The organism is Actinosynnema sp. NPDC059797 (genome assembly GCF_042732085.1).
Lineage (GTDB): Bacteria > Actinomycetota > Actinomycetes > Mycobacteriales > Pseudonocardiaceae > Actinosynnema.
The window spans coordinates 1-11,503 of sequence record NZ_JBHWIE010000231.1; the positions used below are offsets into that span (position 1 = coordinate 1).

The window sequence follows — 11,503 nt, forward strand, 5'->3', positions numbered from 1 at the left end:
CTGCTACGCCGCGGCGCTCTCGGGAGCGAACTCGGTCGCGCGCGGGGCGGCGGATCCCGGCATGGGGGTCAGACCCCCGACGGTGTAGGTGCGGATCTTCGGGCGGCCGTCCCGCAGCACGACCGACCACGTCTCCTTCGAGGTGACGCCGACCCACGCGCTGTTGGGCGAGGGCGGCGCCCACATCCGGGACTGCCAGTTCACCCGCAGCGCCACCTCGGCGTGCAGCGGCGAGGTCGTCGCCACCTTCACGTCGAGCACGTCGTGCACCTCGTCGAAGTAGGTGCTGGTGGTCTCCCGGTACCAGGCCCGGAAGTCCTCGTGGTCGCGCACCGTGCGCTGCGGCAGGTGCATCACCAGGCCCGCCTCGGTCAGCAGGTCCAGCAGCACCTCGACGTCGTCGTGCCGGTCGAGTGCGGCGAACCAGTCCCGCACCAGGCCGCGCACCGCCGACTCGGTGATCCGGTCACCGGCTCCCCCAGTCATAGCTCGTGCCTCCTCAGTCGATGACCAGGTCGACGAGGTAGGGGCCGTCGTGGTTGAGCATGGCGTCCACGGCGGAGTCCACCTCGTACAGCTTCTCCACCCGCTGCCCCGGCACGCCCAGCGCCGCGGCCAGCCCGGTGAACCCGATGTCCGGCTTGGACAGGTCGAACGCGGCGGGGAAGGCGTGGGGCGACATCCCCAGCTCCCGCCAGTACTGCTCGATGTTCAGGTCGAGCAGGTGGTAGCGGCGGTTGTTGCAGATCACGAACTTCGCGCCGATGCCGTAGCGGGCCGCCGTCCACAGCGCCTGGAACGTGTACATCGAGCCGCCGTCGCCGGTGAACGCCACCACCGGCGCGTCCGGCTGGGCGAGCTTGATGCCCAGCGCGCCCGGGATGCCCACGCCCAGCGAGCCGCCGCGGGTCTGGAAGAACCCGCCCGGCCGCTGTGGCGGCAGGTGCCTGGCCAGCGGCGCCGACGCGGTCAGCGCCTCGTCGAACACCACCAGGTCCTCCGGCGCGCGGCGGGCCAGCCGCCGCACGAACCGGTCCAGCACCGTGTCCTCGGTCAGCGGGGGCTCCGGGTGCACCGGCCGGCCCCGCGCGGGCTCGGGCGCCGCGGCGGCCGACGGGTTCTGCCGGACCAGCTCCCTGGCCAGCGCGGCCAGCGTGAGCTTCGGGTCGGCCACGATGCCCACGTCCACCGGGTGGTTCTTGGCGATCTCGTAGGCGTCGAGGTCGACGTGCACGATCCGCGCGCCCGGCTTGAACGGGTTCTCCAGGCTCGGGAACACCTCGGGGAACACGTACGTGCCGACGATGAGCACCGAGTCGGCCTCGGCGACCACGCGGGCGCTGTCCGCGCCGAACATGTGCCCGAGCTGACCGCCGTGCAGGCGGTGCGTGGCGTCGAAGTTGAACTCCGAGGAGTTCACCCCCCACACCTTCGCGTCGAGCGCTTCCGCCACGGCGGTCAGCTCGCGCTGCGCCCCGCTGGTGGCGACGCCGTCGCCCATCAGCACCAGCCGGCGCTCGCCGGCCAGCAGCGTGGTGGCGGCCTCGGCCACCAGCGGGGTCTCCGGGACCACCCGGGTGTTCGGGATCGGGGTGGGGAACACCGGCTCGGTGGTGATCTCGTCCAGCACGTCGGCCGGGACGACGACCAGCACCGGGCCGCGCGGCGGCGTCATCGCGATCTTCACCGCGCGCCGCAGCACCCGCAGCGTCGACGACGGGTCCAGCACCCGCGTCGCGTACTTGGTGACCGGCTCGGCCATGGCGACCAGGTCGGCCGCCATCTGCCCGTCCATGGCGTCGTAGCGGACCCCCGCCTCGCCGACCAGGACGACCAGCGGCGAACCGCCCCGCTTGGCCTGGTAGAGCATGCCGATGCCGTTGCCCAGCCCGACCCCGCTGTGCAGCTGGACCAGGGCCGGTCGCTGCGCTGCGCGGGCGTAGCCGTCGGCCATGCCCACCGCGACGCCCTCGTGCAGCGCCAGCAGGTACTCGACGTCGAACTCACCGCCCGCGTCCAGGAAACCCTGCTCCACGGTCCCCGGGTTGCCGAACATGTACTGGATGCCGTCGGCCGCGAACTGCTCGAAGATGGCGACCTTTCCCGGCCTGCCGTTCATGAGTGGTCCTCTCCTACCAGCCGAACCGGCGCAGGCCCTGCTCCAGCACCCGCACGAGCAGCTCGCCCGCGGGCACCGAGTCCGGCGTGGAGCGCGCGGTGATGAACGGGTAGTCGACGATGACCGAGGTCTCCTTGCCGACGTTGCCGTGGAAGCGGCCGACCGGGCCGGTCGCGTCGCGCAGGATGTACTCCAGCGGGTACGGCGGCGGGCCCATGTTGAACTCGACACCCATGAAACCGGTGCCGTCCTTGTAGTCGTATTCCTTGGGGTGGCCGGTCACGTGCTTGTTCTGGATGATGCTCTCGCGGCTCTCCAGGTCACGCGCGAAAGCCAGCACCGCGACGCCGTAGCACTCCGCGAGAATGGGCTTGTCGGCGTTCACGAAACCGATGACCAGCTCGTGCAGGCGCTCGTTGTTCGCCATGTCGACGATCGGGCCGGAGCCGCCGACGAGCACCAGGGCGTCGAAGCTGCCGACCAGGTCGGCGACCGCGCCGTCGAGCCGGCGGTGGTACTCCTCCACCTCGCGCAGGTGGTTGACCGCGCTGTAGTAGGGCCGCTCGGGGATGAGGTCGGCCAGGCTCAGCGGGTTGTCCAGGCGGGGCGAGGCGTCCAGCTCACGGGCGCGGCGGGCCATGTCCGGCGTGGTGACCGAACGACCCAGGGGCGGGTCGAGGTACTCCGGGTCGAGGCTCGGCGGGAGGGCCTGGGGCCGCTTGCCGGTCGGCGTGAGGAAGGTGGTGCGGTAGCCGGCGGCGTCGAACGCCTCGACCGGGCCGACCAGTTCCTCACCCCAGTAACCGTACTCGGAAAGCACGACCAAAATTCGCTTGGTCACAATTCTCCTCAAACAGGTTTTCAGTGGGTCTCGCACTTCTCATCCAACCGTTCACCGGCTGGTTTGGCGAGAATTGCCGGACGATATTCCGGACTTGACTAGATGATGTTTTCCGACGGGCCGATGACCCAGTTCTCGCGGACCGCGAGGGTGTGCACGTACCGGGGTTCGGTGAACGTGGCGAGGTCGGCCATGGCGCGCTGGAACTCGGGGGTGCGCAGGGCGTGGCGCAGGGCGGTCGCGTCGTCGAACCACAGCTGGTAGGCGCAGTCGAGGGTGGCCTCGCCGACGCCGTACGCGCCGTCCCGCGTGTGGTTCTGGTAGTACCGGCGCAGGCCGGGGACCTTGGCCATCAGCGACGCGTGCGCGTCCCGGCTGTACTGCCGGAACTCGGTCAGCGGCATCCCCTCACGCCGCTTGACCAGCACGAACAGCTTGGTGCCCGGCTGGTCGGCCCGCTGCGGCGGCCCCTCGACCACCACGTGCGCCTCGGTGTCCATGACCAGCGTGCGCCAGAACGCCGCCCACCGCGGCTCGTCGAGCCGGGCGCCCTCCAGGAACTCCGGCGTCTGCAACGACGCCAGCTGCTCCTCCTCGTTGGCGAGCCAGATCTCGGCGACCCCCGACCACAGCGGCTCGGGCTCGTCGAGGCCCAGCTCGACCCTGGTGTCCACGGCGTACTGCCGGATCTGCGGGATCCTGCTCGCGTAGCGGACGGCGTGCTCCTCCACCCAGTAGCGGTGGAACTCCTGCTCGCTCATGCCCGGCCGCGGGTAGGCGAAGATCAGCTGGTGGATCATCGGCTGGTCTCCGCCTCGGTAGGGCGGTAGCGGTTGGCCACGTCCTCCGCGAAGCCGAGGTAGTCGCGCAGCGGCCAGATGACCTCGAACTCCAGGTACTCGCGCATCGGCAGGCGGAACACGGACCGGTCCAGCTCCTCCGCGGACTCCGCGTCGACCACCGCGATGACCCGCTTCTGCCCGGCCACCTTCCACAGCCCGATGCAGTAGCCGGAGTTCAACGTCTCCTCGGCGTGGCGGGTCTCCTCCTCCTCGAGCTCCCACAGCTCGTCGAGGCTGATGCGCCCCTCGTGGTTCCACTTCATCTGGCAGTAGAACAACATGAACTTCTCCTCCTACTTCCGCGTGTCCTCCAGTCGGACACCGCGTGTCATCCAGTCCGGCATCACGAGTCCTCCAGTCCGGCACCGCGAAACGCGCGTTCGTGCTCCGGCCGCTCGTCCCGAGTGGTCGACTCGCGGTGCCGGAGCGGACGACACGCGATGCCCGAGTGGAGGACACGCGCGGGGTCAGGCGTTGCGGATGGTGTCGGTCAGGGGGTGGGTGGGGCCGAAGACGTCGACCGCCATCTCCAGCGGGGTCTTGCCGTCGTGGCCGACCAGGTCCAGGCGGGCGCCGGCGCGGACGAGGATGCGGGCGCAGTCCTCGAAGCCGTGCCACAGGGCGTCGTGCAGGGGCGTGTAGCCGTTCGTGGAGCCCTGGAAGTCGATGTCCGTGCCCGGGGTGTCGACCAGGACCTGCGTGATGTCGGCGTGTCCGTTGTAGACGGCCTTGTGCAGCGGCACCGCGCCGAACGTCGGCTCGGTCGCGTTGACGTCGGCGCCCGCCGCGATCAGCGCCCGCACGATCTCGGTGTGGCCGTCGCGGGACGCGACCAGCAGCGGCGTGTGCAGGTCGTTGAACCCGTTGAGCACCGGGTAGCGCGCGTCGACCTCCGCGCCGTTGGCCAGCAGCACCTGCACGCCGATCAGGTCGCCCGCGGCGGTGGCGGCCATCAGCTTCTGCCGCTCGACCGCGCGCTCGTCGGCCTCGATGCGCCGCTTCAGCAGCGCCTCCGCGGCCAGCAGCTTCTCCCGGCCCAGCGTGTTCACGTTGATCGCGTACTCGAAGTGGTCGCGCATCGAGAACCCGTAGTGCGTGGACAGGTTCAGGCCCGCGTTCCGGTCGAGCAGGTAGCCGACGATGTCGGGGTGCTTGTACCAGAACGCGTCCAGCAGCGGCGTGTGCCCGGTCGTCACCGACACCGCGTCGATGAACGCACCGGCCTCCACCAGCACCTTCACCGTCTCCAGGTCGCCGCCCTGCACCGCCTTGTGCAGCGCGGTGCCGCCGGCGGCGCTGTCGGTGGTGTAGACGTCCGCGCCGGCGTCGACCAGCAGCCTGACCAGGTCGGCGTTGCCCTTGCCCGCGGCGATCATCAGCGGCGTCAGGCCGTCCGAGCCGCGCGAGTTGAGGTCGACCCCGTTGCGCAGCAGGCCGCGCACCTCGGCCACGTCGTCCCGGCGGACCGCGTTGAGCAGCAGCGTGCGCACCGCGTCACTCATGGAACTCTCCTTGATCGGGTTTCTGAGCACGGCCGATTTCCCTTGTGCGACAAGGTGGTTCGGGACGACGTGCCCGGGAACGAGGACCAGTCAACTCGTCGCCGGTGACGCCGGACAAGGCGCGGTGCGCGACTGGTCGGACTTGACCGGGTGCACGAGGGCTATTACCAAACGGCATCGTCGCGGGTCTTGGACACCGCGCGGGACCGCTCACCACGATCGTGCCCATGACGGAACAGGCCAAGGTGAGCAGGCGGGCGGCGGTGCTGGCGGGAGCCGGCGCGGCAGCGGGTGTGGCGGCGGGCATGGTGGCGGGCGCCGGCGGGGCGCAGGCCGACGAGAACCGGCAAGGCGGGGGCGACGACCTGCGCGGGCAGGTGGCGCTGGTCACCGGCGCGGCCCGCGGCATCGGCCGGGCCACGTGCCTCGCACTGGCCCGCGCGGGCGCGCACGTGGTGGCCCTCGACATCGCCAGGCCGGACGCGATGCGGCTCGACTACCCGCTGGGCAGCGAGGCCGAGCTGAACGACACGGTGCGCCGGGTCCGCGCGCTCGGCCGGCGCGCGACCGCGGTGAAGGCGGACGTGCGGGACGCGGCCCGGCTCCAGGAGGTGGCCCGCCAGGTCGTGCGCGAGTACGGGCGGCTGGACGTCGCCGTCGCCAACGCGGGCATCTGCACCTACAACGCGATGGCCGACATGTCGCCGCAGCAGTTCGCCGACGTCCTCGACGTCAACCTGGTCGGCGTGGCGAACACCATGCGCGCGGTCGTGCCGCACCTGGTCGCCCGCAAGAGCGGGACGATCATCGTGGTGACGTCCAGCGAGGCCCGCCACGGCGCGCCGCTGCTGCCGCACTACCAGGCCGCCAAGTGGGGCGCGGTCGGCCTGGTCAAGGCGCTGGCCACGGAGGTCGGTCCCGCCGGCGTGCGGGTCAGCGGCGTCGCGCCGACCGGCACGCGCACGGCGATGGTGCTCAACGAGGCCACCTACCGGTGGGCGGGCGGCACGACGGTCGAGGACCTGGAGCGGGCGCTGCGCTCGTACAACACCCAGCCGGTCGGGCTGATCGAGCCGGAGGACGTGGCCGACTCGATCGCGTTCCTCGCCTCGCCGCGCGCCCGCTACGTCTCCGGCACGGTGCTGGACGTCACCGCGGGCGCCAGCGCGAAGTGGAACGCCTGACGCTCACCCGGTGGACCAGCGCCCCCGGTGGGTCAGCGCCCCCGGTGGGTCAGCGCTCGCCCGGTGGACCAGCGCTCCTCTGGTGAACTAGCGCTCACCCGGTGAGCCGGGTGGCCCGACCAGCTCCCGGACGACCTCGGCGAAGTCGGCGACCAGCGGGTTCGTGCTGGTCGCCGGCCTGGCGAAGGCGATGCGCAGCGGCGCGACGTCCGTGATGGGCCGCCACACCAGGTCGGGGCGCGCGTAGTAGGCCGCCATCGAGCGCGGGCCCATGCAGATGGCCTCGCCCGCGGCGACGTGCTCCAGCATCTCCTCGACGTTGCCGTTCTCCGGCCCCCACACCGGCTCCGACCCGTCCGGGCGCGGGTTGACCGCCCACCAGTCCACCCAGAACCGGGGCGCCTTGCGGGTCCAGACCACCGGCTCGTCGCGCAGGTCCATGATGGAGACGTGCTCGCGGTCGGCCAGCCGGTGCTTGGCGGCCAGGCCCACGAGCCGCTCCTCGACCGCGACGATCTCCGTGTGGAAGCCGGTGGTGTCGGCGGGCAGCCACAGGAAGGCGATGTCCACGAGGCCGTCGCGCAGGGCGGCCACCTCGCCGCCCCAGTCGAAGCGCTTGGGCTCGACCGTGACGTCCGGGTGGCGCGCGGCGAACGCGGTGCGCGCCCTGGTGGTCAGGGGGCCGGCGCCGGTCGCCTCGAAACCGATGCGGAGCACCCGCTTCTCGGCGGCGGCGATGCCGCGGGCGGTGCGCTGGGCGGCCTGCCAGTCGGCGATCAGCTTGCGCGCCACGGGTAACAGCGCCTCGCCGGCGGCGGTGAGGTGCACCTCGCGGCTGGTGCGCTCGAACAACGGGATCTTGAGGTCGGCCTCCAACTGGCGGATCTGCCGGCTCAGGGCCGGTTGCGACACGAACAGCCGTTCCGCGGCGCGGGTGAAGCTGAGCTGCTCGGCCACGGCGACGAAGTAGCGCAGGACGCGGGTGTCGACGTCCATCGGAGTTCGGGAGCCCCCTCGAATAGCGATCTATGCCGTGAGCGTATGGGCAAGGGTCTTGGACTTGGTGTGAAGTCCCGGTGTCTTCTTGATCGTGCAGGGCTGACCGGTCCAGGGCGAGGAGGACCTTTCATGAGCACGAACCAGGTACCGCACCAGACCGGTGCCGAGCAGGCGCGGGTGTGGTTCATCACCGGCACTTCTTCAGGTCTGGGCAGGGCGATCGCGGAGAACGCCCTGAGCCACGGCGACATCGTCGTCGCCACGGCCCGCAACATCGAGTCCCTCGCCCCGCTGACGGCGATCGCCCCCGATCGTGTGACGCCGTTGCGGCTCGACGTGACCGACAGCGAGCAGGTCGCGCACGCGGTGCAGGACGCCATCACCTGGCACGGGCACATCGACGTGCTGGTGAACAACGCGGGGCACGGCTTCATCGGCGCGGCCGAGGAGACCCCGGACGACGAGCTGCGGGCGCTGATGGACGTGCACCTGCACGGGCCGGTGGCGCTGACCAAGGCCGTGCTGCCGCACATGCGGGCGCGGCGGACCGGGGCGATCGTGCAGATGTCCAGCATGGGCGGGCAGGTCGTGTGGCCCGGGTTCGCGGGCTACTGCGCGGCGAAGTTCGCCCTGGAGGGGTGGTCCGAGGGACTGGCGGCCGAGGTCGCCGACTTCGGGATCAAGGTGCTGCTGCCGGAGCCCGGCGCGTTCCGCACGGCGTTCGCGGGGAGCGCGCTGCGGTTCGGTGCGCCGATCCCGGACTACCAGGACGTGATGGCGTCCGTGCTCAAGTTCGCGCGCGAGATGGACGGCACCCAGCCGGGTGACCCGGCCAAGGCGGCGGAGGCGATCCGCGTGGCGCTCGACGCCCCGCGCACCCCGCTGCGACTGGCGCTCGGCAACGACGCCGTGGACGCGATCGGTGCCCGGTTGGGCACCGTGCAGGCCGAGCTGACCGAGTGGGAAGCGGTCGGCCGGGCTACCGAGATCGAGGACTGAGAGCACGCCGTGCCCGCATACCAGCCGCGGGGCCTGAAGCGCCCCGCCGACACCCGAACCCACCCGCTCGCCCCGCGCGCCGGCGGTCACCCGGGCTTGACCGGTGACCCGCTGTTCGCGGCCTACGGCCACCCGGTCCTGGCCTCGGCTCCGGCCCCGGCCCTGGTGCTGGCCCAGGCCCCGACAGGCAGCGCGGCACGGCGAGCCCACCGGTTCGCACCGGCAGGACTGCGGGCCACGGCCCCCACCCGAGTGACGACTCCGAGGCGGACGGCGAGCAGCGTCGCAGCGCTCGCCAACCACCCGGACAAAACTCTCAAATCACACCAAAACGACAACCGGGACATGCTGCTGACCAGTCCCGACCCATACTCCACCCACCAACCCCACCCGACCGCCACGACCGCCACAACCGACCAACCCACCTGCACTTGCACCTGCCACCCCACCTGCACCGGCCGAGCCGAACAGCCTGCCCGAGCCCACTCGTCGACGCCCCTCGTCCACCAGGCCCGACGCCGCCCGACGACGCCTGCCGCCAGGTGGGCGCAGACCTCGGGCCGCTCAACCGGGCCGGCGGACGAGCGCACCGGCGGCGGGTGTGCCTGGGGCGATTGGCTCGTCCGTGAGGGCGTGCGCGTCTGCGGGGACGTGCACACCTGCCGGGACTGGCTCGTCTGCGGGGACGAGCACGTCCGTGGGCTTGCGCTCGCCGATGGGGATGCGCTCCCCAATGCCGGCGGGCTCTCCAACGCGAGTGCGCCGGCCAACGCGAGTGCGCCGGCCAACGCGAGTGCACTGGGCAACGCGAGTGCGCTGGGCAACGCGAGTGCGCTCGCGGACCGGGTTGCGCCGGCCAAGGCGGGTGCGCTGACCAACGCGGGTGCGCCGGCCAGCGGGAGTGCGCTCCCCAGCGCGGGTGCGCCGGCCAACGCGGGTGCGCTCGCCGGCGGGAGCGGGCGCGGGCGCGGCCTGCGCGGGGGCCTGGGTGAGCGTGTTCGCCGCGGGGGCGGGCGCGTTCTGCCGGGTGCCCGGGTGGCGGTGCCGGGGTGGGGGTCGGGGGTGTCGGCGCCCCGGGGCGGCGGCCGGGCTCTCCTTCCTCGTTCGGGCCGGGGGCCCGTGGGGTCGGGGTGGTCGGTGGCGGACCGGGGTGGTTTCGGGCGGCCTTGTCTTTCAACCGATGGGCGAAGGCCCCATTTACGTACATCTTCTGGCGATGATCACCCGATCGTGCGACCGGCGGCCCTGCGCCAGGACAACCGTGACATGGCGCTGATCATCCCGCCACCCGTAGCTCGCCTGCTCGCACCCGTGCGCTGACGCCCGGTCGAGCTGAGCAGGCCCATTGGACTCGCGTGGCCGTCCCCCCGTGGACCGACCCGCGCCCGCTAGGCGGAGCGCGTCGGAGAGGGGACCCGAGGGGGCGCCGCGCCCGTGAACTGGAGACGAACCTCAGTGTCTACCCACGTCGACCCCGTCGACACCACCACCCACCGACCCCCGGACGACAACCCGCGCTGGTTGGCGGTCATCGTCCTGGCCGCCGCGCTCGCGCTGGACACCAGCAGCGTCGCCGTGGTCAACGCGGCGTTGCCCGTGATCGGCGAGGAGCTGTCCATCAGCAGCGCCGGGCTCCAGTGGACCATGACCTCCTACGCGGTCACGTTCGCCGGCTTCCTTCTCTTCGGCGGGCGCGCGGCCGACGTCCTCGGGCGGCGGCGCGTGTTCACCCTCGGTGTCGGGTTGTTCACCGTCGCCACGGTCGTGGCCGCCGTCGCGCCGGCGGCCGAGGTGCTGATGGTCGCCCGCGCCCTCCAGGGCGTCGGCGCGGCGCTGTCCGGGCCCGCCTCGCTGGCGCTGCTCACCGAGCTGTTCCCCGAGGGGCCGCGGCGCAACAAGGCCCTCGCCGTCTACACCTCCGTCGGCGCGTCGAGCTTCAGCGCGGGCGTGGTGATCGGCGGTGTGCTGACCGACCTGTTCAGCTGGCGCGCCGTGTTCGTGTTCAACCTGATCATCGGCGCGGCGGTGCTCCTGGCGGTCAAGTCGGTGCTCCCGGCCGGCCGCCGCAAGCCCGAGAAGCTGGACGTCGGGGGCGCCACGTCGGTCACCGGCGGCCTGCTGCTCGCCGTCCTCGGGTTGAGCCAGGCCAGCCACACGAGCTGGTCCGACCCGCTGACCGTGGTGCCGCTGGTGCTGGCCGCGGTCCTGCTGGTCGGCTTCGTGTGGTGGGAGCGGCGCGCCGCCAACCCGCTGCTGGACCTGGGCATCTTCCGCATCCCGTCGGTGTCGGCGGCGACCGTGGCGGCCGTCGCGTTCTTCACCGCCGTGCTGGCCGTGCTGTTCTTCGCGCCCCTCTACCTCCAGGGCCTGCTCGGCTACACGCCGCTCCAGTCGGGCCTGGCCATCCTGCCCATGGGCGTGACGGTGGTCGTCAGCTCGAACATCGCGGGCCGCGTGATGGCCCGCACCGGGCAGCGGCCCCTGCTGATCACGGGTCTGCTGCTGATCGCGGCCGGTGTGGGCCTGTGGGCGCTCACGCCGCTGGACGGCACGTACTGGCTGCACGTCTTCCCGGCCGTGTTCGTGATGAGCATCGGCCAGGGCGTGGCGTTCGCGGGCCTGACCGCGGCGTCGCTGACCGGCGTGCCGCAGCACGAGCACGGCGTGGCCGGCGGCCTGAACGTCACGGCCCAGCAGCTCGGCGGCAGCGTCGGCGTGGCCGCCCTGGTGACGCTGGCCGCCACGGTGAGCGGGTCGGCCGAGCCCGCGGACGTGCTGGCCGGCTACCACGCCGCCTACCTCGCCGCGATCGCCGTGATCGGCGTCGGCATCGCGGTGATCGCCGTGCTCCTGCGAGGCGCCCGGCGTTCCTGAAGACCACCTGACTCGGGGCTCCCCGCGCCACCCGCCTGTCCCCCGGGGTCGGGGCGCGGGGACTAGGTGCACGCCATTCCCCGCTTTTGTGCACTTAAGCCGGTTGTTGGGCCGGTTGGGCCCCCCACACCTCGGGGCCGAGG

General features: G+C 72.1%; 10 protein-coding genes. 3 read left to right on the forward strand and 7 right to left on the reverse strand.

The genetic code is table 11. The features are described from left to right. Positions 1-3: 3 nt before the first annotated feature. The 6 genes from ACFV4N_RS32010 to ACFV4N_RS32035 form a co-directional block, all read right to left on the reverse strand. Positions 4-486, reverse strand: coding sequence for a Cif family virulence factor (locus ACFV4N_RS32010; protein WP_499676371.1), 483 nt, complete (start codon positions 484-486; stop codon positions 4-6). Positions 487-499: 13 nt separating this feature from the next. Next, entirely contained in the window at positions 500-2,119 is a 1,620-nt protein-coding gene (locus ACFV4N_RS32015) for a thiamine pyrophosphate-binding protein (RefSeq protein ID WP_499676372.1), read from the reverse strand. Positions 2,120-2,132: 13 nt separating this feature from the next. Beyond that, positions 2,133-2,939, reverse strand: coding sequence for a type 1 glutamine amidotransferase domain-containing protein (locus ACFV4N_RS32020; RefSeq protein ID WP_499676373.1), 807 nt, complete (start codon positions 2,937-2,939; stop codon positions 2,133-2,135). 119 nt (positions 2,940-3,058) lie between these two features. After that, on the reverse strand, positions 3,059-3,760 hold the full coding sequence (locus tag ACFV4N_RS32025; protein ID WP_499676374.1) for an EthD domain-containing protein: 702 nt from the start codon (positions 3,758-3,760) through the stop codon (positions 3,059-3,061). Next, positions 3,757-4,083 carry a muconolactone Delta-isomerase family protein gene (locus tag ACFV4N_RS32030; protein WP_499676375.1) on the reverse strand — a complete coding sequence of 109 codons (327 nt, stop codon included), beginning with the start codon at positions 4,081-4,083 and terminating at the stop codon, positions 3,757-3,759. Before ACFV4N_RS32030 ends, ACFV4N_RS32025 begins: the two co-directional genes overlap by 4 nt. 186 nt (positions 4,084-4,269) lie before the next feature. Continuing rightward, positions 4,270-5,304 (reverse strand): ankyrin repeat domain-containing protein, encoded by a 1,035-nt coding sequence (locus tag ACFV4N_RS32035; protein WP_499676376.1) that lies wholly within the window; start codon positions 5,302-5,304, stop codon positions 4,270-4,272. Between the two features lie 227 nt (positions 5,305-5,531). Here ACFV4N_RS32035 and ACFV4N_RS32040 point away from each other — a divergent pair, with 227 nt between their 5' ends. After that, positions 5,532-6,488 carry a mycofactocin-coupled SDR family oxidoreductase gene (locus ACFV4N_RS32040; RefSeq protein ID WP_499676377.1) on the forward strand — a complete coding sequence of 319 codons (957 nt, stop codon included), beginning with the start codon at positions 5,532-5,534 and terminating at the stop codon, positions 6,486-6,488. Between the two features lie 87 nt (positions 6,489-6,575). On the opposite strand, the gene ACFV4N_RS32045 is transcribed toward ACFV4N_RS32040, so the two are convergent. Beyond that, positions 6,576-7,484: a LysR family transcriptional regulator gene (locus tag ACFV4N_RS32045; RefSeq protein ID WP_499676378.1), complete on the reverse strand. Its 909-nt coding sequence runs from the start codon at positions 7,482-7,484 to the stop codon at positions 6,576-6,578. Positions 7,485-7,616: 132 nt separating this feature from the next. Between ACFV4N_RS32045 and ACFV4N_RS32050 the strand changes: the two genes are divergently transcribed. Beyond that, positions 7,617-8,486, forward strand: coding sequence for an oxidoreductase (locus ACFV4N_RS32050; protein WP_499676379.1), 870 nt, complete (start codon positions 7,617-7,619; stop codon positions 8,484-8,486). Between the two features lie 1,455 nt (positions 8,487-9,941). After that, a complete protein-coding gene (locus ACFV4N_RS32055; RefSeq protein WP_499676380.1) occupies positions 9,942-11,360 on the forward strand; it encodes an MFS transporter in 1,419 nt (472 codons plus the stop codon). Positions 11,361-11,503 lie beyond the last annotated feature (143 nt).

Excerpts from the sequence above, each read along its gene's own strand:
- ACFV4N_RS32040 (WP_499676377.1), top strand. The coding sequence starts at position 5,532 with ATGACGGAACAGGCCAAGGTGAGCAGGCGGGCGGCGGTGCTGGCGGGA.
- ACFV4N_RS32030 (WP_499676375.1), bottom strand. The coding sequence starts at position 4,083 with ATGTTGTTCTACTGCCAGATGAAGTGGAACCACGAGGGGCGCATCAGC.
- ACFV4N_RS32050 (WP_499676379.1), top strand. The coding sequence starts at position 7,617 with ATGAGCACGAACCAGGTACCGCACCAGACCGGTGCCGAGCAGGCGCGG.
- ACFV4N_RS32010 (WP_499676371.1), bottom strand. The coding sequence starts at position 486 with ATGACTGGGGGAGCCGGTGACCGGATCACCGAGTCGGCGGTGCGCGGC.
- ACFV4N_RS32025 (WP_499676374.1), bottom strand. The coding sequence starts at position 3,760 with ATGATCCACCAGCTGATCTTCGCCTACCCGCGGCCGGGCATGAGCGAG.
- ACFV4N_RS32035 (WP_499676376.1), bottom strand. The coding sequence starts at position 5,304 with ATGAGTGACGCGGTGCGCACGCTGCTGCTCAACGCGGTCCGCCGGGAC.
- ACFV4N_RS32045 (WP_499676378.1), bottom strand. The coding sequence starts at position 7,484 with ATGGACGTCGACACCCGCGTCCTGCGCTACTTCGTCGCCGTGGCCGAG.
- ACFV4N_RS32015 (WP_499676372.1), bottom strand. The coding sequence starts at position 2,119 with ATGAACGGCAGGCCGGGAAAGGTCGCCATCTTCGAGCAGTTCGCGGCC.